This is a genomic window from Rehaibacterium terrae, from assembly GCF_014202935.1.
GTDB lineage: Bacteria > Pseudomonadota > Gammaproteobacteria > Xanthomonadales > Xanthomonadaceae > Rehaibacterium > Rehaibacterium terrae.
In genome coordinates, this window is sequence record NZ_JACHHX010000014.1 from 20,445 (window position 1) to 45,991 (window position 25,547).

A 25,547-nucleotide genomic window follows, 5' to 3' on the forward strand; every position below is an offset into this window, starting at 1 on the left:
TACCCGTGGCCCGAGCTTGCGCCCCTTGCCGGCCGCGGGCGTCGACGGGAGTCAAGCCCGACGCTGCATGTAAAGTTGACACTAAATTAGCTGATGCTTATATTAGTGTCAACTGATACTCAAGGCAAGCCCCATGACCCTCAGCGCCAACACCCTCGTCGCCGAAGCCCGTGCGCGGATCCGTGAACTGACCCCGGAGGCACTGGCCCCGCGGTTGGCCGACGACATCGTCCTGATCGACGTGCGCGAGCCGGCCGAGTTCGAGACCGGCCACCTGCCCGGTGCCATCAACATTCCGCGTGGCGTGCTGGAGTTCCAGGTGGAGGCGCATCCGGCCGTCGCCTGCGTCACCGACCCGGCACTGTCGGCGCGCGACCGCGACATCGTGGTCTACTGCCGTACCGGTGGGCGCTCCGCATTGGCCGCCTACAATCTGCAGCGGATGGGCTTCACCCGGGTCCGCTCGCTGGCCGGCGGCATCACCGCCTGGCGCGAGCAGGGCCTGCCTCTGCACCTTCGCTGAGCAAACCTCCCCGCCGATGCGCACACACCCGACCCAGGCCACACTTCCCGACGCCGAAACCATGCGCGCCCATGCCGGCGACGCCGCCCGCCTGCTCAAGGCCCTGGCCAACGAGCGGCGGCTGCTGGTGCTGTGCATGCTCGCCGAGGGCGAGCTGTCGGTGGGCGAGATGAACGAACGGCTCGACCTCAGCCAGTCGGCCCTGTCGCAGCATCTGGCGGTGCTGCGCGAAGAAGGGCTGGTGAACACGCGCCGCGAGGCGCAGACCATTTACTATTCGCTGGCCGAAGGCCCGGTGCACGACATCATCCAGGTGCTGCACCGGGTCTACTGCGGTGGCGGGTCGACCTGCCCCTGACGGACGCGCCGCCATGCTCAAACGCCTGCGCGCGCTGTTCGCGCGCGACCCGCGCGACCTGTCCCCGGCCGACGCCGTGCGCCGCATCGACGACGGCGCGCTGATCGTGGACGTGCGCGAGGCCGACGAATTCGCCGCCGGCAGCCTGCGCGGCGCCACCCACATCCCGCTGGGCGAGATCCGCAGCCTCGGCCTGACCGCACTGCACCGCCGCGGCCTGTCGCCGGAGCGCCAGGATTTGCTGCTGGTCTGCCGCAGCGGGGCGCGCTCGCGCGCGGCGATGGCCCTGCTCTCGACCTGCCCGGACATGCGTCTTTTCAACCTGCGCGGCGGGATGATCGCCTGGCTCGACCACGGCCTGCCGCTGCAGCAGCGCAAGGGCTGACGCACCCGCCACCGGCATCGCGCCCGGCCTTGATCATCCTCAAAACAGCGTCGTCCGCACGCACGCATACTGCGTGCCGCTCCCATCCCCACGAGGACGACACATGCACATGCACACCTTCCCTCGCACCCTGCTCGCCACGGCGCTCGTGCTCGCCGGTGGCCTGGCCCACGCCGACGACTGGTTCGTCCGCGTCGGCCCGGCGCACGTCGAACCCAAATCGAACAACGGCAGCCTTGCCGGCGGCGCGCTGCGCGTGGACATCGACAGCAACACCCAGCTCGGCCTGATCCTGGGCTACCACTTCACGCCGAACATCGCGGTCGAGCTGCTCGCCGCCACGCCGTTCTCACACACGGTCTCGCTCAACGGCGCGCGCGCGGTGGACTTCAAGCACCTGCCGCCGACGCTGAGCCTGCAGTATTACTTCGCGCCCGACGGCCAGGTGAACCCGTTCGTCGGACTGGGCGTGAACTACACCTGGACTTACAGCGAGCGCGAAACCGGCCCGGTGGCCGGCGCCAGCGTGGGTCTGGGCAACAGCTGGGGGCTGGCGGCGCAGGCCGGCCTGGTGTTCAAGCTGAGCGATCGCTGGGACGTGGTCGCCGAGGCACGCTGGATCGACATCGACGCCGACGTGAAGCTCGACGGCGCCAAGATCGGCACCGCCAACGTCGACCCGCTGGTGTACGGGCTGTATCTCGGCTATCGGTTCTGAGCGGCATCGGCATCCGGGCATCGAGCCGCCGCGGATGCGGTCATGAAGAGCAGAACGGCGCCCTCGGGCGCCGTTCTGCTCTCTGTCGCACCGACAATGATCAGCGCAGCGCTTTCGCCACCTCGACCACGCGCTCGACGGTGAAGCCGAAATGCCTGAACAGCACGTCGCCGGGCGCGCTGGCCCCGAACGTGTCGATGCCGATCACCGCGCCGTCCAGGCCCACGTACTTGCGCCAGTAGTCGCCGACACCGGCCTCGATGGCCACGCGCCTGCGGCACCACGACGGCAGCACGCCCTCGCGCCATTCCAGCGGCTGGCGGTCGAAGACCTCGGTGGACGGCATCGACACCACCCGCGCCCGGATCCCCTCGGCATCGAGCTGGCGCGCCGCCTGCATCGCCAGCTCCACCTCCGAGCCGGTGGCGATCAGGATCAGGTCGAAGCGCGCCTCGGGCGGATCCAGCAGCACGTAGCCGCCGCGCGCGATGTCGGCGAGCTGGGCGGCAGTGCGGTGCTGGTGGACCAGGTTCTGGCGCGAGAACACCAGACAACTCGGCCCCTCGCGACGTTCGATCGCGGCCTTCCAGGCCACCGCCGATTCGACGGCGTCGCAGGGGCGCCAGACATCGTTGTTCGGGATGTAGCGCAGCGAGGCCAGGTGCTCGACCGGCTGGTGGGTCGGGCCGTCCTCGCCCAGGCCGATGGAGTCGTGGGTGTAGACGTGGATCGCGTGCGCGTGCATCAGTGCGCTCATGCGCACCGCGTTGCGGGCGTAGTCGCTGAACACCAGGAAGGTGGCGTCGTAGGGGATGAAGCCCCCATGCAGGGCGATGCCGTTGGAGATCGCGGTCATCGCGAACTCGCGCACGCCGTAGTAGACGTAGTTGGCGTCCGGGTCGCCGGAGGTGACCGGCTTGCTGCCCTTCCACAGGGTGAGGTTGGAATGCGCCAGGTCGGCCGAACCGCCGATCAGCTCCGGCAGCAGCGGGCCGTAGGCGTCCAGCGCCATCTGCGAGGCCTTGCGCGAGGCGACCGTTGGGCCTTCCGCCTGCAGCCGGGCGATGTAGGCGTCGGCGCCGGCGGCGAAACCCGTCGGCAGCTCGCCGCGCAGGCGGCGGCCGAACTCGGCGGCGAGCTCGGGATGCTGCCTGGCGTAATCGTCGAACAGCCGGTTCCACGCCGCCTCGCGCGCGGCGCCGCGGTCGTTGGCGCGCCAGCCGGCGTAAATGGCCTCGGGGATTTCGAACGGGCCGTATGGCCAGTTCAGATGGGCGCGGGCGGCGGCGACCTCGTCCTGACCGAGCGGCGCGCCGTGGGTGCTCTCCTTGCCCTGCTTGTTGGGCGCGCCGAAGCCGATCACGGTACGGCAGCAGATCAGGGTCGGGCGCGCGGTCTCGGCCTTGGCGGTGCGGATCGCCTGCGCGATCTCGTCGGGATCGTGACCGTCGACATGGCGGATCACCTGCCAGCCATAGGCCTCGAAACGCGCCGGCGTGTCGTCGGTGAACCAGCCGGCGGTGTCACCGTCGATGGAGATGCGGTTGTCGTCCCAGAAGCAGATCAGCTTGCCCAGGCCCCAGGTGCCGGCCAGCGAGGCGGCCTCGTGGGAAATGCCCTCCATCAGGCAGCCGTCGCCGAGGAACACCCAGGTGTGGTGATCGACGATCTCGAAGCCGGGACGGTTGAAGCGCTGCGCCAGCAGCTTCTCCGCCAGCGCCTTGCCGACCGCATTGGCAAAGCCCTGCCCGAGCGGGCCGGTGGTGGTCTCCACGCCCGGGGTCATGAAGTTCTCGGGGTGGCCCGGCGTTTTCGATCCGAGCTGACGGAAGCGCTTGAGCTCGTCGAGCGGCAGGTCATAGCCGGCCAGGTGCAGCAGCGCGTACTGCAGCATCGAGCCATGGCCGTTGGAGAGCACGAAGCGGTCGCGGTTGGGCCAATCCGGATTGTTCGGGTTGTGGCTGAGGAAGTCGTTCCAGAGCACCTCGGCGATGTCGGCCATGCCCATCGGCATGCCGGGATGGCCGGACTTGGCGGCCTCGACGGCGTCGATGGCGAGGAAGCGGATGGCGTTGGCGAGTTCGCGGCGGGAAGGCGTCGTCATGGCATCGGGCACGTCTCGGGCGGGCGCGGAAAGCGCCAGCAGGGCGTCGGAGGGCGATGCCCGTCGCGCGACGGGCGGCCTATTGTCCCATTCGCCGCCGCCGCTGTCGCGGTTGCCGGCGTGGCGGATGCAGTGCTAGGCCGAAAACTCAAGCAACAGCACGCACGGAGAACGCTACAGAAAGCGGGAGAGCGGGAGAAAGGGCATACCTAGGGCCGCCTGAGGTTTAGGGTCGCCTCTGAGGCCCCTGTCGACACGCTTCGACCTGCTCCGCGCCCTCGGGTTTTCTCCGCCTTCTCCGTGCGTGCTGTCGCTCCTGGCTGCCGGTCAGGCCACTTCCTGCAGCTCCTCGGCGCGGGCCTCGCTGCGGGCGATCACCACCGAGCCGACCATGTCGCCGCCGACGTTGACCACGGTGCGGCACATGTCGAGGAAGCGGTCCACGCCCAGGATCAGGCCGATGCCCTCGGGCGGGATGCCGAACATCGCCAGGATCATCGCGATCACCGGCAGCGAGCCGCCCGGCACACCGGCCGCGCCGACCGCGCCGAGGATGCACAGCGCCAGGATCATCACCTGCTGCAGCAGGGTCAGCTCGACGCCGAAGAACTGCGCCAGGAACAGCACCGTCACGCCCTCGAACAGCGCCGTGCCGTTCATGTTGGCGGTGGCGCCCAGGGTGCAGACGAAACGCGCCACCCGGCGCGGCACGCCGAGCCGCTCTTCGGTCACCGCCAGCGTGGTCGGCAGCGTGGCGCTGCTCGACGAGGTGGAGAACGCGGTCAGCAACGCCGGCTCGGCGCCGCGGAAGAAGGCCAGCGGCGACATCCCGCCGAAGGCGCGCAGCAGCAGCGGGAACACGACGAAGAAGTGGATCGCCAGCGCCAGCACCACCGTGCCGACATAGCGCGCCAGCTGCACCAGCACGTCGAAGCCGAGCTTGGCGGTGATCGAGAACAGCAGCGCGGCCACCGCGTACGGCGCCAGCTGGATCACCCAGCCGATCAGCTTCAGGCAGATGTCGTACACGCCCTGCACCGCGCCGACGAAGCTGCGCGTGCCCTCGCTGCGCACCACCGTGGCGGCGATGCCGAACATCAGCGCGAAGAACATCACCGCGATCAGGTCGCCGTTGGCGGCGGCGGCCACCGGGTTGCGCGGCACGATGTTGAGCAGGATGGCGATGCCGGAGATGTCCTCGCGCCGCGCCGCGATCTCGCCGGCGCGCTCGGAAGCCTCGGCGAGCAGCTGTTGCCCGACCTCCGGCGGCAAGCCCTGGCCGGGCTTGAGCAGATTGACCGCGACCAGGCCGATGGTGACCGCGCAGGCGGTGACCACCAGGATCCACACCAGCGTCTTGCCACCGATCCGGCCCAGCGCGCGTGGATCGCCGATCTCCACCACGCCCAGCACCAGCGCCGAGAACACCAGCGGAATCACCAGCATGAACAGCAGGCGCAGGAACAGTTGGCCGACCGGATCGGTGACGTAGCCGATCAGCGCGTTGAGCCAGCCGGCATCGACGGCGAACACGTTCGCCGCGATGCCGGCGCCGGCGCCGACGAGGAAGCCGACCAGCATCCGCGTGTGCAGGGGCATGCCGGCGTGCGAAGGGGAGGCGGACTGCGGGGACATCGGCGGCGTCCGGTCAGGCTTCCGGTGCGGCCGCCCTGGCCCGGCGGTAGCTGCGGATCTCGCCCGAGCGCAGCCGCGCCCAGTAACGGTCGGTCTCGCGCTTGACCACCGGCATCAGCAGGTACACGCCGATCAGGTTCGGGATCGCCATGATGAACAGCAGGCCGTCGGCCAGATCGACGATGCTGCCGAGCTGCATCGTGCAGCCGACCACCACCATCGCCAGGTAGAAGAACTTGAAGCCGTACAGCACGGCCTTGGACTCCCGCGCCAGGAAGCTGGCCGCCTTGGCGCCGTAGTAGCCCCAGGTGATGGTGGTGGAGAAGGCGAACAGGAACACGATCGCCGCCAGCACCGGCGGGAACCACGGCATCACCGTGGCGAACGCGGCCGAGGTCAGCTGCACGCCTTCCACGCCCTCGCCGCCGATGTAGGCGCCGGTGATGATGATGACCAGCGCCGACATGGTGCAGATCACCACGGTATCGGCGAACGGCTCCCACAGCGCGACCATGCCGGCGGTGACCGGCTCCTTGGTCTTGATCGTGGAGTGGGCGATGGCCGACGAACCCAGGCCGGCCTCGTTGGAGAACGCCGCGCGGCGGAAGCCGACGATCAGCGCGCCGAGCACGCCGCCGGTGACGCCCTCGGCGGTGAAGGCGCCGTCGAGGATGGCGCCGATCGCGGCAGGAATCTGGCCGACGTTGCTGAACAGCACCACCAGACAGGCGAGGATGTAGAGCGCGGCCATGCTCGGCACCAGCTTGGCGGTGACGTTGCCGATGCGGGTGATGCCGCCGATCACGACCACGCCGGCCAGCACCGCGTAGCCCAGGCCGAACAGCCAGGCCTTGCCGGCCAGGAAACCCGTCGCGCCGCCGGTGGCGGCGAGCATCTGCGAATAGGCCTGATTGGCCTGGAACATGGCACCGGCGCCGATCGCGCCAAGCATGGTGCAGACCGCGAAGACGATGGCGAGCACCCAGCCGAAGGTCTTGAGCTTGGGATAGTTCGCGCCCAGGCCGCGGCTGAGGTAGTACATCGGGCCGCCGGAGATCGTGCCGTCGGCCTTTTCCAGCCGATACATCAGACCCAGCGTGCATTCGACGTACTTGGTCGACATCGCCAGCAGGCCGGCCAGGATCATCCAGAACGTCGCGCCCGGCCCACCGATGGTGATCGCCACCGCCACGCCGGCGATGTTGCCCAGGCCCACCGTGCCGGAGACAGCCGAGGTCAGCGCCTGGAAGTAGCTCACCTCGCCGGGATTCTTCGGGTCGGTGTAGTCGCCGCGCAGCAGGCGGAAGCCGTGCGCGAAGCCGCGGATGTTGATGAAGCGGAAGTACAGGGTGAAGACGATGCCGGCCAGGATCAGCCAGCCGACGATCAGCGGGAACTGGTTGCCGTTCACCGGCACCGCATAGAAGATCGCGGACGAGATGGCGTCGGCGACCGGTGCGACGGCGGCATCGATGCGCTCGTCCAGGCCCGCCCCGGCGGCCGGCGTCGGAAGGACTGCGAGGAGCGCGGAAACCGCGGCAAGCAGGCGATACAGCATTCGACCGTCCCCTTGGGAATTCACACGAAGCCCCGGAGCATACACCAGCCGTCCCGGCCGGCTCAGTGCCGCGGGTCGGGCCGGCGATGTTGCAGTGCAACCACGACGGGCGCCGTCACTCGCCGCGCCGGTGCGCCGGGTAGTGCGGCGGCAATGCGGCCTCGCCGCTCATCCGCCCCGCCGGGGCAGCGAACGCCGGCGGCCGACGGAAAGCCTCCCGCAGCCGCGCCAGCGCGACCTCGCCATCGCCACCGCCCCAGCGCGCGGCATCGAGCGCGCGCACGGCTTCGGCCTGTGCGGGGTCGCACAACCTTTCGGCCAGCGCCGTCAGACCGTGCGGACGCGGCGGCGGGGCGGCGGTGAGCAGGGCCTCGGTGATGGCCGGCAAATCGCCCTGCGCCAGTGCGCGCCGCAACACCGGCGGAGGTCGCGATGGCGACGCCGCACCGGCATCGCGGCTGCGCGACGCCGACACCGTCGCGCGCCCCCGGCGCCAGCCCCAAACCAGGGTCGCCAGCCACAGCGCCGCCAGTCCGGCGGTGAGCCACGGCCAGGGCAGCCCGATGGCGGAGGCCGGCGCATCGGTCCGGGGCGCGTCCGTCGGCTCGGCAGCGGGCACCGCCGCCGTGGGCGGCGCGTGCGTTGCGACCGGGACGCCGATGCCGGGCTGCAGGGCGATGCGCAACGCCGGCAGTTCGGCACGCGCGGCGCGGTCATGCTCCACGTCCCACCAGTCGATGCCGAACGCGGGAATCGCGAGCGTGCCCGGCCGGGCGGCGACGACCGCGAAACGGCGCGTCCACTCGACCACGGGACGGCCGTCGCGCACGCGCTCGCGCACGGCCGGGGCTTCGGGATAGATCTGCACGCCGTCGATGGCGGGCAGTGCGATTTCCGGGAACTGCTCGGCGGTGATGCCTTCGGCCTCGGCGCGCACGGTGAGCGTGAACGGTTCGCCGGCGCGGGCGGTGTCCGGCGCGTCCTCGAAGCGCAGCTCGATGCGCCGTGCCGGCAACCAGGGCCGGGCGGCAGCGGGCGGGCGCGGCCGCACTTCGAGCACGAACGGCTCGCCGAGCGCGTTGAGGATCTGCCCGGTGCCGAAGCGCGAGCCGGCGCCGCCGAGGGTGCGGCCGCGGAAACGTGCCGGCGGCAGCTCCAGCGCACCGCTGCGTTCGGGGATCAGCACGTAGCGGCGCTCGACGACGGTGTAGCGGATGCCGTCGAGCACGCGCACGTAGTTGCTGTCCTCGCCGAGCCGGCGCAGCACGGCGCCGGCCGGCTCGGGCGCGTCGAGCTGGCCTTCGAGCAGGGTGACGGTGTAATGCAGGCGCACGGTGTAGACGACCGCCTGCTGCACGTAGGGCGTGGTGGTTTCGATTTCGGTTTCGAGGAACACCGGGTCGCCGGCGGCGGCCGAGCGGGGGCGTGGCGCGGTCACGGTGAGGGTGAGCGGCGCAGTGCGGTCGCTGCCGACGGCGATCGGCGGAATGGTGAGTTCGCCGATGCGGCGCGGCTCCAGCGCCACCGCCCACAGCGCGCGGGTGACGGCGCGGCCGTTGGCGATGCTGGCCTCGCTGCGGCTGGAACTGCCACGGATGTCGAAGTCGGCGGCCAGCGGCGAAAAATCCGGCCGCGCCATGCTGTCGGTGACCTCGATGTTCAGCGTCACCGTCTCGCCCAGCTCGATGCGGTCGCGGTCGAGCCAGGCGCGCGGGGTGGCACCGGTGGCGTCGATGGACAGCAGCAGGCACGCGAGCGCCAGCGATAACGTCGGAAATAGCGACCGCTTCATCGGGGCGGGTGTCCTTCGCTGAGTCGACGCTGGTATTCCAGCGCGAATTTGCGCCGCAGCAGGCCGCCCGGATCGTCCGGCACGCGGCGCAGCCACTGTTCGATGGCGCGGCGCTGCTCCTCCTCGGCGAGCGCGGCGGCATCGAGCGGAGATTCGTCCTCAGCCGGCGACCGGCCCTGCTCCAGCGCCTGCTGCATGGCCTCGCGCAGCGCCTGCTCGGCAGCGGCGGCCTCCTCCTCGCTCAGCGGCGAGTCCTGCTCGCCTTCGGCGCCTTGCTGCGGACCGGATTCGCCCGACGAGTCGTCGCCCTCCTCCGGCGGCGAAGACTCGCCGGAAGCGTCACCCTTCTCGCCCTGCGCGCGCTCGGATTTCTCGTCGGGTTCGCCGGGCTCGCCCTCGCCGCCCGCGCCCGCTTCCGGCGGCGGCTGTTGCGCCAGCCAGTCCCGCAGGGCCTGCCGGTTGGCGGCGGCATCGGCGAAGTCGGGATCGCGCGCCAGTGCTTCGTCGTAGGCCTGCAGGGCGGCGTCGAACCGCCCGGCCTGCGCGAGCGCATTGCCGCGGTTGTAATGCGACACGGCATCGTCGCGCTGCGACCAGGCGGCGATGGCGGCCTCCCAGTCCTGCTGGCGATAGGCGGCGGCGCCGGCCAATGCCGGATCGTGGGCGAGCCGGCGCGCCTGTTCGGCGTCACCGTCCTGCAGGGCGCGCCAGGCGCGCTGGTCGTCGCGCAGCCACAGCGCAGCCCAGTCGACCGCCTGCACCGGCGGCGCCGGCAGCCACAGCGCGCCCACCAGCAGCACCATCAGCACGCCGCGGCGGAAGCCAAGCAGCGCCAGCGCCAGCAAGGCCGGCAGCAGCCAGTAGCCCGCGTCGTGCCAGCGCAGCGCCTCGCCCCCGCCGGCCTGCGCCTGCGCGGCGCGCGGGTCGAGCACATCCAGCGTCTGCAGATCGGAGGCGTCGGCCTGCAGGACGGCGAAGCGTCCGCCACCGGCCTCGGCCACGGCGCGCAGCGCGTCGCCGTCCAGCCGCGCGATGCGCAGCCGGCCTGCGCCATCGGTGACGAAACCGCCGTCGGCCTGCCGCACCGGTGCGCCTTCCGGGGTGCCGACGGCAAGCGCGGAGACCCGGATACCGGCGGCATGCGCCGCGCGGGCGGACGCCACGACGGCGGTGGGGTCGTCGAAAGCCGAGGCGATCAGCAGGATGTCGCCGCGCGCATGGCCGGCATTGGCGAGCAGCGTACGGGCATGGGCGATGGCGCGGTCGCCGCGCTGGCCGTCGACCGGCATCAGCGTGGGATCGAGCGCGTCGAGCAGGTTGCGCAGGTTGCCGACGTCGTCGGTCAGCGGGGCGACGGTGAAGGCATCGCCGGCGTAGGCCAGCAGCGCGATCGGCCCGCCCTGGCGCAGTTCGAGCAGTTGCGCCAGCTTGAGGCGTGCGCGCAGCAGCCGGCTCGGCGGCGTATCGGCCGCCGACATCGCGCTCGACAGCTCCAACGCGACCACCAATGGCGCGTCGCTCTGCCAGAGTTCGACCGGCTGCTGCCGCCAGGCCGGGCCGGCCAGCGCGGTCACCGCAAGCGTCCAGGCCAGCACGATGCCGAACAGGCCGAGGTGGCGACGGCGCGGCGGTGCGGCTTCGAGCAGGGCCGGCAGCAGGTGCGGATCGACGGCCCGCCGCCACACGTCGTCCCGCGTCTGGCGACGCCGCCACAGCCAGACGACGACAGGCAACGCCGGCACCGCCCAGAACCATTCCGGGCGGAGGAAATGCGGCCACAGCGCGGTGAGGTTCATGCGCGCGCCTCCCGCCGCGGCACCGCCAGCGCCAGCAAGGTCAGCACCAGCGCCGTGCCGAGCGGCCAGGGATACAGCTCGCGCCGCGGGCGCTGCGGCCGGCCTTCGTGGGTGATGGCTTCGAGCCGGTCGAGCTCGGCGTAGATGCCGGCCAGTTCGTCGGTGTCGCGGGCGCGGAAGAAGCGGCCGCCGGTCCGCGCGCTGATCGCGCGCAGCGCATCCTCGTCGATCTCCGGCTCGCTGCGCCCGAACGGCAGCCCGAACGCGCCGCTGCGCACCTCGCCGCCGAAGCCGATGGTGTGGACGCGGATACGCTCGAGTACGGCCAGTTCGGCCGCCTTCTCGGGCGGCACCACACCGGCGTTGTTGACCCCGTCGGTGAGCAGGATGATCACCCGGTTCGGGTTCGGGCGCTCGGGATCGGCCTGCTCGCGCAGCCGCTTGACCGACAGCGCCAGCGCGTCGCCGATGGCCGTCTCGCGACCGGCCAGGCCGACCACGCTGTCGAGCACCTGTTGGCGTACGGTTTCCAGATCGAAGGTGAGCGGCGTGACCGCGTACGCGCGCTGGCCGAACAGCACCAGGCCGACCCGGTCGCCGGCGCGGCGGTCGAGGAAGTCGGCGAGCACCGCCTTGACCGCGGTCAGCCGATCCACTGGCCGCCCGGCCAGACGCATGTCGGTCTCGCTCATGCTGCCGGACAGATCCACCGCCAGCATCAGGTCGCGGCCGCTGCGCGGCGGCATGTCGGCCTCGGCCAGCGCCTGTGGTCGCGCCAGCGCCACGCACAGCAACGCCCACACCAGCCACAGCCAGCGCGGCGCGCCACGCAGGCCGGCGCGACCGGGCGCGATGCCGGCGAGCGCGGCGATCTCCTGGCGATGCGGCAGCCGCAGCGCCGCGGCGTGGCTGCGCGCGGCCGGCAGCAGCCGCTGCCACAGCCACGGCAGCGGCAGCAGGGCGAGCAGCCAGGGCCAGACAAACTCAGGCATCACCCGGCTCCGCCAGTGTCAGCAGCCGGTCTCGAACCAGCGCACGCAGCGCCTCGCGCGGCCAGTCGCCGGCGGACGGGCGGAACGGCGCCTCCAAAAGCGCACGCCCCACGCCCTGCGAGAACGCGCGGCGCGGGTCGTCGCCATCGAGGAAGCGCAGCCAGGCCTCGCCGGCCAGGGCGGCCGCGGCCGGGTCGCGCAGGCGCGCGGCGCGGCGCAGCAGCGAGGACAGCGCGGCGGCTTCCTCGGCGGCGTCGCGCGCGGTGGCCAATGCCGTGTCGAACTCGGCCAGCAGCGCGCGACGACGGCGGCGGCGGCGCCAGGCGCGCAAGGCGCGGCGAGCGAGCGCGACGATGACGATCAGCGCCAGCGCGATCAGTACCCACCACCCGGGCGCGGGCGGCCACAGGCCCGGCTCGGGCGGCAGATGGATGTCGCGCAGCGGCGGCAGGTTCATGCCACCTCCGCCTGGCGGGCCTGCCAGAGCGAGAGCAGCGGTTCGATCGGGTCGTCGCTGCGCAGCACGCGGCAGCCGACGCGCAGGCGCGTCAGCCGCGCCTGCGCGGCATCGAGGCGGGCGGCGAAGGTCTCCATCCACGCCGCGCGCACCCGCCCATCGCCCAGGTCGAGTTCGTGGCGCTGCGCGGCCTGGATCGGCAGGCGCGCGACGGGCGGGTCGAGTTCCAGCGGATCGGCCAGCAGCACGCAGGCCACGTCCATGTGCGCCGACAGCGCGGCCAGCCGTGCGTCGGGCACGTCCCGCAGACTGTGCGGGTCGGCCAGCAACAGCACGCGCGCGCCCGGGTGCAGCAGGCGGGCGGCATTGCGCAGCGCGTGGTCGAGCCCGTCGTCGGCTGCGGGCGGTCCGGCATACCAGCGCGCCAGCGCGCCGAGCACATGCAGCACGCCGCGCGCGCCGCCGGCCGGCGCCACCGGCGCCTCGCCGCGACTGCCGCGCAGCGCGGCAACGCGGTCGCCGGCGCGTTGCGCGGCCCAGGCCAGCAGCGCCCCGGCGCGCGCCGCCTGCACCGACTTGAAGCGTGCGCGGGTGCCGAAATACAGGCGCGGATCGGTGTCGCAGACCAGCAACGTGACCCGTTCGCGCTCGGCGTGGAAGAGTTTGGTATGCGCGCGCCCGGTGCGGGCGGTGACGCGCCAGTCGATGTGCCGCACCTCGTCGCCCGGCGAATACGGCCGCGACTCGGCGTACTCCATGCCGCGCCCGCGCAGCGCCGAACTGGCTGGCCCGTGGGTCGACCGCGCCGCCCGCCGCGCCGGCGGCCAGGCGCGCACCGCCTCACGCAGTGCGATCAGTTCGGCCAGATCGGGGCGCAGGCCGGAAGCGGTGGCGGGGAGTTCACTCATCGGGACTCGGGACTCGGAGCAAGCGTGATCACGGGCTTCCCGGCATGCGGGCCAGACTCGCTGCGGCCTGTGCGCTGCACTTGCATCGAGCTGGCGACCTCAGCGTCGCTGGCCTACGGCAACGGCACGCGCGCCAGCAGCTCGGCGACCAGACGGTCGCCGTCCCAGCCCTCGGCGGTGGCCTCATAGCTCGGCAGGATGCGATGACGCAGCACGTCCGGCGCGACCGCCTGCACGTCCTCGGGCGCGACATAGTCGCGGCCGTCCAGCCAGGCACGGGCGCGGGCGCAGCGCTCCAGCGCGATCGACCCGCGCGGGCTGGCGCCCCAGGCGATGCGGCGGGCGAGCGTGGCGTCGTAGGCGGCGGCGTCGCGGCTGGCCAGCACCAGTTCGACGATGTAGCGCTCCAAGGCCGGGGCCAGATACAGATCGAGCACCGCCTCGCGGGCGGCGACGATCTCGGCCTGGCACAGGCGCTGCGCGGCGGCCGGCGCACGCTGCATCTCGGCGCGCGCACGCTCCCGCGCCAGCCGCAGGATTTCGACCTCGGCCTCGGCCTGCGGATAGCCGATCCGCACGTGCATCAGGAAGCGGTCGAGCTGCGCTTCGGGCAGCGGATAGGTGCCCTCCTGCTCGATCGGGTTCTGCGTCGCCATCACCAAGAACAGCGCCGGCAACGGGTAGGTGACGCGGCCGACGGTGATCTGCCGCTCACCCATCGCCTCCAGCAGCGCCGACTGCACCTTGGCTGGGGCGCGGTTGATCTCGTCGGCCAGCAGCAGGTTGTGGAACAGCGGGCCGGGCTGGAATTCGAAGCGGCCGTCCTGCGGGCGCCAGATCTCGGTGCCGGTCAGGTCCGCCGGCAGCAGGTCCGGGGTGAACTGGACGCGATGGAAGTCGGCCTCGATGCGCGCGGCCAGTTCCTTCACCGCCGTGGTCTTGGCCAGGCCGGGCGCGCCTTCGACCAGCAGGTGGCCGTCGGCCAGCAGGGCGATCAGCAGGCGGTCGATCAGCCCGGCCTGGCCGACGATGCTGCGGGCCAGGTCCTCGCGCAGCGCGCGGAAGGCCGCGTGCAGCGCGGCGGCGTCTTGGGTGGGCATGTCCATGTGGCGAGTCTGTCGGGTACCGGTGGGGATTGACCAGCGGTCGGGGCGCGGGTTCACACGACGAACGCCACCCCGGCGCCGGAACCGTCAGCCTCGGCGCTCGCTGCCCCCGTGGCAAGTGACGAAAGCTGCCCCACCGACGGCAGAGGACGTTGCCCCGAAGCCGGAAACGAGTGGAGAGGAGCGAGAAGTGAGAGAAAAGCTGACTTCGACCAGCCGACGCTTTCGCTCACTTCCCACTCATCTGCACTCACTCCTCGTTTCGGGATCGCGGCTTACGCCTCCTGCAGCCGGACGGGTCTGATGGTCGCTGCGGCCCTCTTTGTGGGAGCCGCCATGGTGGCGGTGCATGCACCGCCAGGGCGCCGGCTGCGGCCATGGCCGCTCCCGCAAGACGGCCGCAGCCGGCGGCCGCGGCGGCGCGGCGACCGGTCCGGCAACGAAGCCCGGAAAGACGAAGGGCCGCAATGCGGCCCTTCGTGTCTGCGCGTCCGTGACCCTCCGTCAGGGGCGCGGGGCGACGTTGAGGATGCGCGGGGTGACGAAGATCAGCAGCTCGGCCTTCTGGTTGCTGCGGCCTTTGCGCTTGAACAGGTTGCCGAGCATGGGCACGTCGCCCAGGAACGGCACCTTGCTCACGTCCTCGCGCGACTTGAACTCGTACACACCGCCGATCACCACCGTCTGGCCGCTCTCGACCAGCACTGCGGTGTTGACCTCGCGGGTGTTGATCTGCGGCACGTCGCCGATCGAGGTGGACACGAAGCTGGCGATCTCGTCCTTCTTCACGCCCATGTCGAGGAAGACGCGGCCGTCCTGGGTGATGGTCGGGGTGACCTTCAGCTCCAGCAGCACTTCCTTGAACTGCACGTTCGGGATCGGGATGTTGTTGCCGCCCTGCTGCGGCGAGATGGTGACGTAGCCGACCTCGTCGCCCTGGCGGATCACCGCCTCGCGCTGGTTGCTGGTGATGATGCGCGGGTTGGAGATGACCTCGCCGCGGCCCTCGGTCTGCATCGCGGCCAGTTCCAGGTCGAGCAGGTAGCCGGCGTTGAGGATCGAGAAGGCCAGCGCGCCGGCCTGGTTCTGCAGCGGCAGGTTGACATTGAGGCCGCGGGTGATGCTCGGCGCGGTCAGGACCGGCGGCGGGGCGCCCGGGTTGGTCTGGCGCTCGATCTCCCACTGCCGCAGGCGGTTGGCGTTCTCGATCGCTGTGCTGACGTCGGAATTGCGGTTGTCTCTATTGGTTTCGAGGTTGCCGCTGAAGTAGGCGTTGTCCTTGTTGCCGCTGATGCCGAACCGCGCGCCCAGATCACGGGCGAAGTCATCGGTGGCGATGACGATGCGCGCCTCGATCAGCACCTGGTCGACCGGGCGGTCGAGCAGGGCCACGAGCTGCTTGACCTCCTCGACCTTCTTGGGAATGTCGATGACCAGCAGGGTATTGGTGCGGCGGTCGAAGCTGACGCTGCCACGCGGCGAGAGGAAGCCGCGTGACACGACGCCGGCCGCGCCGCCGGCCGCGCCTCCCTGGGCACTCTTGCTCTCGTCGGTGAGCAGGCTGGCGATGTCCTCGGCGCTGCCGTAGTTCACCGGGATGTACTCGGTGATCATCTCGCTGCGCTGCTCGATGGCGATGCGGGCGTCTTCCTTGGCCTGCTCGTAGGCGGCCAGCTCGGCCTGCGGCGCCACCCAGATGACGTTACCCTCTTGGCGCTTGTCCAGCGACTTGGCACGCAGGACGATGTCCAGCGCCTGGTCCCAGGGGACGTTGACCAGCCGCAGGGTGACGTTGCCCTGCACCGAATCGGCGGCCACCACGTTGAGGTTGGACTCCTCGGCGACCAGCTGCAGCACGGTGCGCACCGGGATGTCCTGGAAGTTGAAGGTCACCGGCCGGCCGGTGTAGCGCTTGACCGGCAGCGCGCCGATGGTGCCGGCCACCGCCTGCGTCTCGCGCACCGGCACCACCTCGACCACGTACTCGTTACCGGTCTGGTAGGCCAGGGTCTCGAAGGCGCCGCTGGCGTTGACGGTCAGGCGGGTGCCGCCGGCATTGCTGCGCGCGTCGATGGTCTGCACCGGGGTGGCGAAATCGACCACGTCCAGGCGTTTGCGAAGATTCTCCGGGATGTGCGCGTTGACCACGTCGATCACCACACGGCCGCCCTCGCTGCGCATGTCGGCCGCGGCGCCCTCGCCGTCGAAGCTGAGCACGATGCGGCCGGCACCCTCCTCGCTGCGACGGAAATCGATGTTGGCGAGATTGACCGCGGCCGGCGGGCGCTTGGCCGGGTCGACCGGGTTGGCCGCGGCAGCGGCGGCGACGGTGCCGGCGCCACCGGCGACCGAAACGATCAGGTTGTTGCCCTCGACGCGGGTCTCGTAGGCGGCGGCGCGGAACAGGTCGATCACCACGCGGGTGCGGCCACCGGCTTCGACGGCGGACACGGCGCTGGTGGCGCCGCTGCCGATCGTGACGCGGCGCTGGGTGAGCGCGTTGGCGGTATCGGGCAGGTCGATGGCGATCCGTGGCGGGTCGTCGGTGGTGAAGGCCTGGACCTCGCTCATCGGCCGCGCGAGCTGCAGGACGATGTCGACCTTGCCGCCGGCCCCCGCCTGGTAGCGGATGTCCTGCAGGGTGTTCTGCTGCGCCCAGGCCGGCAGGGCCAGCGCGCACAGCCACACTCCGAGGCCGACGAGGCGGGCGTAGCGGCCGTGCCGCGCTTGCTGGCGATTGATGTTCATCGCGGTCATCGTGCTATCCCCCAATCACTGTTCGTCCAGGGCGATGGAAGCCCGGCGTTCCTGCCAGCCACCTGCGCCGTCGGGCACCAATTCGACAAGTTCGATGCGGTCTTCGTACACGGCCGTGATGCGGCCGTCGTTCTGCCCCAGGTAATTCCCGGGCCGGACACGATGCACGACACGGTCCGGCGCCAGCACCAGCGCCCACAACTGCCCGCCGCTGCCGAGCGTGCCGACCATGTCCAGACTGTCGAGCGGGAAGGTCTCGAGCGTTTCCTTGCGGCGGTCCGGGTCCGGACGCGGCCCCGTGGCGGCGCCGGTGGCGCGATCGCCGACCGGCGGGCTGAACGGATCGCGCAGCGCCTGCGCGGCGTATTCGAAGGTCTCGAACTGCTGCATCACCGGCAGCGGATCCAGCGGCGGCGGCGGGCGGTTCTTCACCTCGGCCACCCAGGCCTCCAGGTCGGCCGTGCCGCGGCCGCAGCCGGCCAGCAGCAACACGCACAGCCCAAGCGGCAGGGCACGGGACAGAGTCATCCTGATCGTGTTCGCCGTCATGGTCACGGACTCCCTGCGGCGCTGCCGGCCGCCTCGTCGTCGTCGAGGTAGCGGTAGGTCTTGACGGTGCCTTCCAGCACCAGCGGGCCGCTGGAGGTGATGCCGCGGCCTTCGCGCGGCCGCAGCGAGATGTCGTGCATGGTCATGATGACCACGCGCGGCAGCGAGGCCACCCCGCTGACGAAGGCGCCGAACTGGTGGTAGGTGCCGATCATGCGCAGCGCGATCGGTTTTTCGGCGTAGAACTCCTTCGGCACCTCGGGCAGCGGCTGGAACAACTCGTTGCTGATGCCGCTGGCCAGCGCGGTCTGGGAGATGTCGACGATCAGGTCGGGCATCTCGGTCTTGCTCGGCAGCTGGCGCAGCAGCTGCAGCAGCATGGTCTCCATCTGCGCCAGCTGCTGCTTGAGCGGCTCGAGGTTGGACGCGCGGCCCTGCTTGGTTTCGAACTCGGCGCGCAGGTTCTGCTCCTGCCGTTCCAATGACTCCAGCTGGGTGCGGCGGTCGGCGACGAACAGGAACCAGGCCAGCCCGACGATGACCAAGGCGACGATGCCGCAGAAGGCCAGCTTCAGGCCGGTCGGCCAGGCGCCGGCGTTGTTGAAGTCGAGATTGCGCAGGTCGACCTTCTTGCTCATTGCGCACCTCCGGCAGTCGCGGCCGTCCCCTCGCCCTCGGCCGGTTTGGGCGTGGTCATGGTCACCCGCAGTGTGAAGACGTAGGGCAGGGCCCTGTCGCCGTCGCGCGCCTCGATGATCGACAGGTCCGGGTTGGTCATCCAGCCCGAAGCCTCGATGTTGCGCATGTACGAGCTGACTCTCGCGTTCGACTGCACGCGGCCGTCGATGGTGAGCAGGTTGCCGGTCTGCTTGATCGAGGTCAGCTGCACGCCATCGGGAATGGTCCGCACCAGCTCGTCGAACAGGTGCACCATCTGCGAGCGGTTGGCCTGCAGCTGTTCGATGACCTCCTTGCGCGCCAGCAGGCGGGCGCGCTTGCGGTCGAGCTCCTCGATCTCCTTGATCTGCTGGTCGACCATGCGGATCTGCTGCTGCAGATAGGCGTTGCGCGCGTTCTGGCCGTCGATCTGGCCGCCGTAGTAGGCGACGATGAACCAGGACAGCGCCAGCGCACCGACGGCGGCCGCGCCGAGCATGGCGTAGAACTCTTTCTGGCGCTGCTTGCGGCGCTCGGCCCGCCAGGGCAGGAGATTGATTCTGGCCATCAGTCGAAGCTCCTCAGCGCGAGGCCGCAGGCGATCATCAGGGCCGGGGCGTCCTGCGCCAGCGCATGCGCCTGGACGCGCGGCCCGAGCGACATGGTGGCGAGCGGGTTGGCGATGATGGTCGGCACGCCGAGCTGTTCCTCGACCATCTCGGCGATGCCGGGAATCGAGGCGCAGCCGCCGGCCAGCACGATCTGGTCGACCCGGTTGAACTCGCTGCCGGCGTAGAAGAACTGCAGCAGGCGGCTGACCTGCTGGACCATGGCCTCCTTGAACGGCTCCAGCACCTCGATCTCGTAGCTCTCGGGCAGGCCGCCCTGGCGCTTGGCCAGGCCGGCCTCCTCGTAGGAGAGGCCGTAACGCCGCATCACCTCGTCGGTGAGCTGCTTGCCGCCGAAGACCTGTTCACGGGTGTAGATGCTGCGCTGGGCGCGCAGCACGTTGAGGGTGGTCATGGTGGCGCCGACGTCGACCAGCGCCACGATGGCGTCCCTGGGCACGGCCAGCTGATCGGCGATCAGCGCGAAGGCGTTCTCCATCGCGAACGCCTCGACATCCATCACCCGGGCGGTCAGGCCGCCCAGTTCCAGGGCCGACTGCCGGACCTCGACGTTCTCCGTGCGGGAGGCGGCCAGCAGGACATTGACCATGTCGGGATTGCCCTGCACCGGTCCGAGCACCTCGAAGTCGAGGCTGACTTCCTCGATCGGATAGGGAATGTACTGGGAGGCCTCGAGCTGGATCTGGTCCTCCAGCTCGTCCTCGTCGAGATTGCCCGGCATCGGGATCACCTTGGTGATCACCGCCGAACCGGCGACCGCCGCGGCGGCATGCTTCAAGCGGGTACCCGAGCGCACCACGGCGCGCTTGATGGCCTCGCCGACCGCCTCGACCTCGACGATGTTCTTCTCGACCACGGCATTGGGCGGCAGGGGCTCGACCGCATAGTGCTCGACGCGGTAGCGCCCGCCGGACTGGCTGAGCTGGAGCAGCTTGACCGCCGTCGAACTGATGTCGATTCCCACCAGGGGCGGCGCCTTCGATCCGAACAGTCCCACGGTTTCTCCCCTTCCCACGGGCGCTTACGCGCGATTACTGCGTAATCACATTAAATACCGGTCATGACCGGTATGGCAACCGTCGCGCAGAATGTCCCCTGTTGACGGATCCTCGGGCGCGTCGGTCCCCAGCCGAGCATACGCAATCCATCGTGGCGCCCGGCCTCGCGATATCGGCGATATCCGGCCGAAGGCATGACCGTTCTATACTCTTCGCACCCTGTTCTGTAAACCGCCGGATCCCCACGGATGACCCGAACTGTTCGCCTGCTGCGGTGGGCCCTGGTCCTGCTGCTGCTGCTGGCTGTGCTCGGGCTCGCGGCGGTCGGCACGGCCTACTACCTGATCGCCCCGCGCCTGCCCGACGTGCAGACCCTGCGCGACGTCGAGCTGCAGGTACCGCTGTCGGTCTACACCCGCGATGGCCGCCTGATCGCCCAGTTCGGCGAGACCCGCCGCTACCCGGTGCGGATCGAGGAGGTTCCCGAGCGGGTCAAGCAGGCCGTGCTGGCGATCGAGGACGCCCGTTTCTACGAGCACCCGGGCATCGACTGGCGCGGCATCGCCCGCGCGATCTGGCTGCTGGCGACCACCGACGACCGCCGGGTGCCGGGCGGCAGCACCATCACCCAGCAGGTGGCCCGGCAGTTCTTCCTCAGCTCGGAGTACTCGTACACCCGCAAGCTGACCGAGATCTTCCTGGCGCTGAAGATGGAGCGCGAGCTGAGCAAGGACGAGATCCTCGGGCTGTACCTGAACAAGAGCTTCTTCGGCAACCGCGCCTACGGCATCGCCGCCGCGGCCGAGTTCTACTACGGCAAGCGGCTCGACGAGCTGAGCATCGCCGAGGCCGCCACCCTGGCCGCGATCCCCAAGTTCCCCTCCAGCGGCAACCCGATCGTCAACCCGCAGCGTGCGCTGATCCGGCGCAATTACGTGATCGAGCGGATGCACGAGGTCGGCTACATCACTGCCGACGAAATGCACGCGGCCCTGGCCGAACCCCTCGGTGCCGAACCGCACGAGCCGCCGATCGAGGTCGAGGCGCCCTATGTGGCCGAGATGGTCCGCCAGTGGATGGTCGAGCGCTACGGCGCCGACGCCCTCACCCACGGCTACCGCGCCTACACCACCATCGAAGGGCATGGGCAGGAAGCCGCCAACCGGGGCGTCCGCACCGCCCTGCTCGACTATGACCGCCGCCACGGCTGGCGTGGCGCCGAGGCGCACTGGGAGATCCCCGACGACGCCGACCTCGCCGCCCTGCAGCGGCGCGTGCGCGGCGTTTCGACCATCGCCGGGCTGCTGCCGGCGCTGGTACTGTCCGCCGACCGCGACGCGGCCCGCCTGCTGCTCGGCAACGGCGAGACGGTGGAGCTGCCGCTGGAACGGATGCGTTGGGCGCGCCCCTACATCGACGCCAATCGCCGCGGTCCGGCCCCGACCCGCGCCAGCGACGTGCTGACCCGCGGTGACCTGGTGCGCCTGCAGCCCGACAGCGAGAACGACGGCTACCGGCTGGCGCAGATCCCCAAGGCCCAGGCTGCGTTCGTCGCGCTCGATCCGGAGGACGGCGCGATCCGCGCCCTGGTCGGCGGCTTCAGCTTCGCCATCAACAAGTTCAACCGCGCCACCCAGGCGCAGCGGCAGCCCGGATCGAGCTTCAAGCCGTTCGTGTATGCGGCGGCATTCGAGCGCGGCTTCACGCCGGCCTCGATCGTGCTGGATGCCCCGGTGATCTTCCGCGACCGCGCCGGCAACACCTGGACACCGCAGAACGACAACCAGACCTTCGCCGGCCCGATGCGCCTGCGCGAGGCCATGGTCACCTCGCGCAACCTGGTCTCGGTGCGGCTGCTCGACGCCATCGGCGTGAGCTATGCCCATCGCTACATCCAGGGCTTCGGTTTCGCGCCGCAGAGCCTGCCGGAGAACCTGTCGATGTCGCTGGGCACCAGCTCGATCCCGCCGCTCGCGCTGGCGCGTGGCTATGCCGTGTTCCACAACGGCGGCTTTCTGGTGGAGCCCTACGTCGTCGAGCGTGTCGAAAACCGCGAGGGTGTGACCATCGCCCGCGAGTACCCGCTGCGCGCCTGCCGCCAGTGCCCCGAGCGGCTGCGGGTCGAGGCCCGCGGCGGCGGTTCCGCCGACGGCTTCGACCTCGGCCCGGCGATGGCGCCGACCTCGGACCCGGCCGCCGCCGGAGCCGGCGAGCCGGTCGGCCCGCCGGAATACCTGCTGGCCCCGCGCGCCATCGACGAGCGCACCGCCTACCTGGTGCAGTCGCTGCTGCGCGACGTGGTCCGCCGCGGCACCGGCCGCAACGCCCTCGCCCTCGGTCGCAGCGACCTCGGCGGCAAGACCGGCTCGACCAACGAGCACCGCGACGCCTGGTTCGCCGGCTTCGGCGGCCCGCTGGTGGCGGCGGCCTGGGTCGGCATGGACGATTTCACCACCTTGGGCAATGGCGAGTTCGGCGCCCGCGCGGCACTGCCGATCTGGACCGAGTTCATGCGCGCCGCGCTCGCCGACGAGCCCGAAAACGACTTCGCCCTGCCCAATGGCATCGTCACCGCCTGGATCGATCCGGAGACCGGCTGGCTGGCCCAGCCCGGCACACCCGGCGCGCTCACCGAATTCTTCAAGCTCGAGGACATCGCGCGGCTGGAGCAGCGCAACACGGCGCGCGAGATGCGCGTCGCCGAGGACGAGGCATTCGACATCTTCTGAGGGGCGAGCCGGGAACCGGGGGGCGGCGGATTTTCGATTTCGTGCCGGAGACCGTACATTGAAGGGGCCGGGCCTGCCCGGCGCCTCCACGAGGGCCGCGACATGCGCCACGCCCAGCGCCACGCCCAGACCCGTGCCCGCGAACGCCGCCAGCGCCTGGCCATCGAGGCCGCACGGCTGATGATCGAAAGCGGCATCCGCGACTTCCATCGCGCCAAGCTCAAGGCCGCGCAGCGTCTGGGCATCCACGACGACGAGTCGCTCCCGCGCAACAGCGAGATCGAGCAGGCGCTGCGCGAACATCAGCGGCTGTTCCTCGGCGAGGCCCAGGCCACGCTGCTGCACGACCGGCGCCAGGCCGCGCTGCGGGCGATGGTCTTCTTCGAGCGCTTCCAGCCGCGCCTGGTCGGGCCGGTACTGCAGGGCACCGCGGACCGGCACTCGGCGGTCTGCCTGCACCTGTACACCGACGACGCCGAGGCCGTGCCGCGCTTTCTGCTCGAACACCGGATTCCCGTCGAAACGCAGACACGCCGGCTGCGGCTGGACCGCGAGCGCAGCGCCGAATTCCCGGTGTACGTGTTCAGCGCCGAGGACACGCCCTTCGACCTGACCGTGCTGCCGCTGGACGCGCTCCGCCAGGCCCCGCTCGACCGGATCGACGACCGGCCGATGCGTCGCGCCGGCATCGAGGCGGTACGGCGACTGCTGGTGGCCGAGGAGATTGCCGGCTTCGAGGCCGCAGACTAGCCCGCCGCCGACCTGCTCGTGCCGGCCAGCCCGAACACGTTCAGCTCGATCGCCACGAAGGCGATCAGCCACAACGCCGCATCCCAGGCGTCCAGCCACTCACCCTGCCACAACCAGGCCAGTGCGAACGCCGCCAGCAGCGCATACAGCCCGAGCGTCGCACCGCGGCGCAGCCGATGGAATCGGCGGAAGCCGGCATCGACCCGCAGCTCGGACTCCAGCGCGACCACCACGCCCAGCCAGGCGCAGGCATTGGCGAAGTCCAGCCACTCGCCGTCAAGGCTGTAACTGACGCAGGCCCAGATCACCGCGAGGGTCGCGCACAGACGCAGGCCATGGGCGAACCGGCGCTGGCCGTCGCCCATCGACCAGCCCCCGGTTTCCCACTCGAACAGCAGCAAGAGCACCACCCAGGCCGCGGTATCGACCGTCTCGGCCAGGGTGCCGTGCAGCGAATACAGCAGGACGTTCGCCGCCAGCAGTGCGTACACACACCACTTGAAACCGGCGAAGGCGCGTTGCGCCCACGCCGGCGGTGGCGACGTCGCCGCACCCATTGTCGCGATGGATCAGCCGCGCTGGGCCATCGGCACGTAGTCGCGGCTGGTCGCGCCGGTGTAGATCTGGCGCGGGCGGCCGATCTTCGCCTCCGGATCGACCTGCTGCTCCAGCCAGTGCGACACCCAGCCGGCGGTGCGCGCCAGGGCGAACATGACGGTGAACATCTCGGTCGGAATGCCCAGGGCCTTGTAGATGATGCCGCTGTAGAAATCGACGTTCGGGTAGAGCTTGCGCTGGATGAAGTACTCGTCCTTGAGCGCCGCCTCTTCCAGGCGCATGGCCACTTCCAGCAGCGGGTCGTCGATGCCCAGCTCGCTGAGCACCTTGTGGCACATCTCGCGGATGATCTTGGCGCGCGGGTCGAAGTTCTTGTAGACGCGGTGGCCGAAGCCCATCAGGCGGAAGCCGGAGTTCCTGTCCTTGGCCTTCTCGACCGCCTTGCCGACCTGGTCGGGCGTGCCGATCTCCTCGAGCATCTTGAGCACCGCCTCGTTGGCGCCACCGTGCGCCGGCCCCCACAGGGCGGCGATGCCGGCGGCGACGCAGGCGTAGGGATTGGCACCGGTGGAGCCGACCAGGCGCACGGTCGAGGTGGAGGCGTTCTGCTCGTGATCGGCGTGCAGGATGAACAGCAGGTCCATCGCCTTGGCCGCCACCGGCTTGAGTTCCAGCGGCTCGGCCGGCACCTCGAACAGCATGTGCAGGAAGCGGGTGACGTACTCGAGGTTGTTGCGCGGGTAGCGGATCGGCCAGCCGATCGAGTGGCGGTAGGCGGCGGCGGCGATGGTCGGCACCTTGGCCAGCAGGCGGATCGCGGCGAGCTCGCGCTGCTCGGGATCGTCCATGTCCAGCGAGTCGTGGTAGAAGGCCGCCAGCGAGCCGATCATGCCGCACAGCATCGCCATCGGATGCGCGTCGTGGCGGAAGCCCTGCAGGAAGTGCTTCTGTGCCTCGTGCATCATCGTGTGGTGCGTCACCTGGTGCTCGAACCTGTCGAACTGCGCCTTGGTCGGCAGCTCGCCGTTCATCAGCAGGTAGGCGACCTCCAGGAAGCTCGACTGCTCGGCCAGCTGCTCGATGGGATAGCCGCGGTACATCAGCACGCCCGCGTCGCCATCGATGTAGGTGATGGCCGACTTGCAGCTGGCAGTGGCGGTGAAGCCCGAGTCGTAGGTGAAGTAGCCGGTCTCCTTCGGCAGCCTGGCGATGTCGACGCAGGGGGCACCGAGGCTGCCGTGCAGCACCGGCAGTTCGATGGACTTGCCGCTGGCGGAATCGGTGAGCACCACGCTCTTGCTCTGGGACACGGGCGGTCTCCTTGAAAGGGGGTCTGCGGGGGAGGATGAGCGGCCACCGACAGGGCGGCGCTCGATGCCGGGGAATTCGGCGCTGGCCCGTGCGCTCAGGCCCAAGCCATCGTGCGATTATCGCACAGCCCCACATGCCCCGACAGCCGCGACGCGGCCGTCCCGCCGACGCCGATCGAGCCGGAGCCACCGGATCCGGGCTGCGCCCAAAGCACGAAGCCCCGCTCGTGAGCGGGGCTTCGAGGACACCGGCCGGCCCGGCGAAGGACGCGCGGCGA

At 70.6% G+C, this 25,547-nt stretch carries 21 protein-coding genes and 1 pseudogene; 6 read left to right on the plus strand and 16 right to left on the minus strand.

Going from position 1 to position 25,547, the window contains the following annotated elements; all coding sequences use genetic code 11:
- Positions 1-133: 133 nt before the first annotated feature.
- From HNQ58_RS09855 to HNQ58_RS09870, 4 genes are all read left to right on the plus strand, one after another.
- The gene (locus HNQ58_RS09855; RefSeq protein WP_183948752.1) at positions 134-523 is read left to right on the plus strand and encodes a rhodanese-like domain-containing protein; all 390 of its coding nucleotides are present in this window, start codon (positions 134-136) and stop codon (positions 521-523) included.
- 16 nt (positions 524-539) lie between these two features.
- Entirely contained in the window at positions 540-881 is a 342-nt protein-coding gene (locus HNQ58_RS09860) for an ArsR/SmtB family transcription factor (protein WP_221301247.1), read from the plus strand.
- A gap of 13 nt (positions 882-894) precedes the next feature.
- A complete protein-coding gene (locus HNQ58_RS09865; RefSeq protein WP_183948753.1) occupies positions 895-1,266 on the plus strand; it encodes a rhodanese-like domain-containing protein in 372 nt (123 codons plus the stop codon).
- Positions 1,267-1,375: 109 nt separating this feature from the next.
- On the plus strand, positions 1,376-1,984 hold the full coding sequence (locus HNQ58_RS09870; RefSeq protein ID WP_183948754.1) for an OmpW/AlkL family protein: 609 nt from the start codon (positions 1,376-1,378) through the stop codon (positions 1,982-1,984).
- 100 nt (positions 1,985-2,084) lie between these two features.
- On the opposite strand, the gene tkt is transcribed toward HNQ58_RS09870, so the two are convergent.
- The 14 genes and pseudogenes from tkt to HNQ58_RS09940 all read right to left on the minus strand — a co-directional run bounded on the left by tkt (position 2,085) and on the right by HNQ58_RS09940 (position 19,921).
- Positions 2,085-4,088 (minus strand): transketolase, encoded by a 2,004-nt coding sequence (gene tkt / locus HNQ58_RS09875; protein ID WP_183948755.1) that lies wholly within the window; start codon positions 4,086-4,088, stop codon positions 2,085-2,087.
- 327 nt (positions 4,089-4,415) lie between these two features.
- Entirely contained in the window at positions 4,416-5,687 is a 1,272-nt protein-coding gene (locus HNQ58_RS09880) for a dicarboxylate/amino acid:cation symporter (protein ID WP_221301248.1), read from the minus strand.
- Between the two features lie 49 nt (positions 5,688-5,736).
- Complete coding sequence (locus HNQ58_RS09885) at positions 5,737-7,281, minus strand: alanine/glycine:cation symporter family protein (protein ID WP_183948757.1); 1,545 nt, start codon at positions 7,279-7,281, stop codon at positions 5,737-5,739.
- Positions 7,282-7,396: 115 nt separating this feature from the next.
- Complete coding sequence (locus tag HNQ58_RS09890) at positions 7,397-9,073, minus strand: BatD family protein (protein ID WP_183948758.1); 1,677 nt, start codon at positions 9,071-9,073, stop codon at positions 7,397-7,399.
- Positions 9,070-10,869 carry a VWA domain-containing protein gene (locus HNQ58_RS09895; protein WP_183948759.1) on the minus strand — a complete coding sequence of 600 codons (1,800 nt, stop codon included), beginning with the start codon at positions 10,867-10,869 and terminating at the stop codon, positions 9,070-9,072. The genes HNQ58_RS09890 and HNQ58_RS09895 overlap by 4 nt, the downstream gene beginning before the upstream one ends.
- Positions 10,866-11,861 (minus strand): vWA domain-containing protein, encoded by a 996-nt coding sequence (locus HNQ58_RS09900; protein WP_183948760.1) that lies wholly within the window; start codon positions 11,859-11,861, stop codon positions 10,866-10,868. The genes HNQ58_RS09895 and HNQ58_RS09900 overlap by 4 nt, the downstream gene beginning before the upstream one ends.
- Entirely contained in the window at positions 11,854-12,318 is a 465-nt protein-coding gene (locus HNQ58_RS09905; RefSeq protein ID WP_183948761.1) for a DUF4381 domain-containing protein, read from the minus strand. Before HNQ58_RS09905 ends, HNQ58_RS09900 begins: the two co-directional genes overlap by 8 nt.
- Complete coding sequence (locus tag HNQ58_RS09910) at positions 12,315-13,226, minus strand: DUF58 domain-containing protein (protein WP_183948762.1); 912 nt, start codon at positions 13,224-13,226, stop codon at positions 12,315-12,317. The genes HNQ58_RS09905 and HNQ58_RS09910 overlap by 4 nt, the downstream gene beginning before the upstream one ends.
- Before the next feature lie 113 nt (positions 13,227-13,339).
- Complete coding sequence (locus HNQ58_RS09915; protein ID WP_183948763.1) at positions 13,340-14,332, minus strand: AAA family ATPase; 993 nt, start codon at positions 14,330-14,332, stop codon at positions 13,340-13,342.
- 504 nt (positions 14,333-14,836) lie between these two features.
- Positions 14,837-17,089, minus strand: a complete 2,253-nt coding sequence (locus tag HNQ58_RS09920) for a type IV pilus secretin PilQ (protein ID WP_246417292.1) — start codon at positions 17,087-17,089, stop codon at positions 14,837-14,839.
- Between the two features lie 15 nt (positions 17,090-17,104).
- Complete coding sequence (locus HNQ58_RS09925; RefSeq protein ID WP_183948764.1) at positions 17,105-17,617, minus strand: pilus assembly protein PilP; 513 nt, start codon at positions 17,615-17,617, stop codon at positions 17,105-17,107.
- A 23-nt stretch (positions 17,618-17,640) separates the two neighbouring features.
- Positions 17,641-18,276 (minus strand): type IV pilus inner membrane component PilO, encoded by a 636-nt coding sequence (locus HNQ58_RS09930; RefSeq protein ID WP_183948765.1) that lies wholly within the window; start codon positions 18,274-18,276, stop codon positions 17,641-17,643.
- 11 nt (positions 18,277-18,287) lie between these two features.
- Positions 18,288-18,863, minus strand: a pseudogene (locus HNQ58_RS09935) (PilN domain-containing protein); the annotation flags it as partial.
- A complete protein-coding gene (locus HNQ58_RS09940) occupies positions 18,863-19,921 on the minus strand; it encodes a type IV pilus assembly protein PilM (RefSeq protein ID WP_183948767.1) in 1,059 nt (352 codons plus the stop codon). The pseudogene HNQ58_RS09935 and the gene HNQ58_RS09940, both read right to left, overlap by 1 nt.
- A 249-nt stretch (positions 19,922-20,170) precedes the next feature.
- Between HNQ58_RS09940 and HNQ58_RS09945 the strand changes: the two genes are divergently transcribed.
- Positions 20,171-22,651 (plus strand): penicillin-binding protein 1A, encoded by a 2,481-nt coding sequence (locus tag HNQ58_RS09945; RefSeq protein WP_183948768.1) that lies wholly within the window; start codon positions 20,171-20,173, stop codon positions 22,649-22,651.
- A gap of 102 nt (positions 22,652-22,753) precedes the next feature.
- Complete coding sequence (locus tag HNQ58_RS09950; RefSeq protein ID WP_183948769.1) at positions 22,754-23,401, plus strand: hypothetical protein; 648 nt, start codon at positions 22,754-22,756, stop codon at positions 23,399-23,401.
- Here HNQ58_RS09950 and HNQ58_RS09955 read toward each other — a convergent pair.
- The gene (locus tag HNQ58_RS09955) at positions 23,398-23,958 is read right to left on the minus strand and encodes a hypothetical protein (RefSeq protein WP_183948770.1); all 561 of its coding nucleotides are present in this window, start codon (positions 23,956-23,958) and stop codon (positions 23,398-23,400) included. The two genes, HNQ58_RS09950 and HNQ58_RS09955, sit on opposite strands and share 4 nt — an antisense overlap.
- Positions 23,959-23,970: 12 nt before the next feature.
- On the minus strand, positions 23,971-25,251 hold the full coding sequence (locus HNQ58_RS09960; protein ID WP_409617830.1) for a citrate synthase: 1,281 nt from the start codon (positions 25,249-25,251) through the stop codon (positions 23,971-23,973).
- Positions 25,252-25,547 lie beyond the last annotated feature (296 nt).

What these genes read in the sequence shown, in the direction of transcription:
- HNQ58_RS09855 (WP_183948752.1), top strand. Translation starts at nt 134, where the DNA reads ATGACCCTCAGCGCCAACACCCTCGTCGCCGAAGCCCGTGCGCGGATC.
- HNQ58_RS09860 (WP_221301247.1), top strand. Translation starts at nt 540, where the DNA reads ATGCGCACACACCCGACCCAGGCCACACTTCCCGACGCCGAAACCATG.
- HNQ58_RS09865 (WP_183948753.1), top strand. Translation starts at nt 895, where the DNA reads ATGCTCAAACGCCTGCGCGCGCTGTTCGCGCGCGACCCGCGCGACCTG.
- HNQ58_RS09870 (WP_183948754.1), top strand. Translation starts at nt 1,376, where the DNA reads ATGCACACCTTCCCTCGCACCCTGCTCGCCACGGCGCTCGTGCTCGCC.
- tkt (WP_183948755.1), bottom strand. Translation starts at nt 4,088, where the DNA reads ATGACGACGCCTTCCCGCCGCGAACTCGCCAACGCCATCCGCTTCCTC.
- HNQ58_RS09880 (WP_221301248.1), bottom strand. Translation starts at nt 5,687, where the DNA reads ATGCCCCTGCACACGCGGATGCTGGTCGGCTTCCTCGTCGGCGCCGGC.
- HNQ58_RS09885 (WP_183948757.1), bottom strand. Translation starts at nt 7,281, where the DNA reads ATGCTGTATCGCCTGCTTGCCGCGGTTTCCGCGCTCCTCGCAGTCCTT.
- HNQ58_RS09890 (WP_183948758.1), bottom strand. Translation starts at nt 9,073, where the DNA reads ATGAAGCGGTCGCTATTTCCGACGTTATCGCTGGCGCTCGCGTGCCTG.
- HNQ58_RS09895 (WP_183948759.1), bottom strand. Translation starts at nt 10,869, where the DNA reads ATGAACCTCACCGCGCTGTGGCCGCATTTCCTCCGCCCGGAATGGTTC.
- HNQ58_RS09900 (WP_183948760.1), bottom strand. Translation starts at nt 11,861, where the DNA reads ATGCCTGAGTTTGTCTGGCCCTGGCTGCTCGCCCTGCTGCCGCTGCCG.
- HNQ58_RS09905 (WP_183948761.1), bottom strand. Translation starts at nt 12,318, where the DNA reads ATGAACCTGCCGCCGCTGCGCGACATCCATCTGCCGCCCGAGCCGGGC.
- HNQ58_RS09910 (WP_183948762.1), bottom strand. Translation starts at nt 13,226, where the DNA reads ATGAGTGAACTCCCCGCCACCGCTTCCGGCCTGCGCCCCGATCTGGCC.
- HNQ58_RS09915 (WP_183948763.1), bottom strand. Translation starts at nt 14,332, where the DNA reads ATGGACATGCCCACCCAAGACGCCGCCGCGCTGCACGCGGCCTTCCGC.
- HNQ58_RS09920 (WP_246417292.1), bottom strand. Translation starts at nt 17,089, where the DNA reads ATGACCGCGATGAACATCAATCGCCAGCAAGCGCGGCACGGCCGCTAC.
- HNQ58_RS09925 (WP_183948764.1), bottom strand. Translation starts at nt 17,617, where the DNA reads ATGACTCTGTCCCGTGCCCTGCCGCTTGGGCTGTGCGTGTTGCTGCTG.
- HNQ58_RS09930 (WP_183948765.1), bottom strand. Translation starts at nt 18,276, where the DNA reads ATGAGCAAGAAGGTCGACCTGCGCAATCTCGACTTCAACAACGCCGGC.
- HNQ58_RS09945 (WP_183948768.1), top strand. Translation starts at nt 20,171, where the DNA reads ATGACCCGAACTGTTCGCCTGCTGCGGTGGGCCCTGGTCCTGCTGCTG.
- HNQ58_RS09950 (WP_183948769.1), top strand. Translation starts at nt 22,754, where the DNA reads ATGCGCCACGCCCAGCGCCACGCCCAGACCCGTGCCCGCGAACGCCGC.
- HNQ58_RS09955 (WP_183948770.1), bottom strand. Translation starts at nt 23,958, where the DNA reads ATGGGTGCGGCGACGTCGCCACCGCCGGCGTGGGCGCAACGCGCCTTC.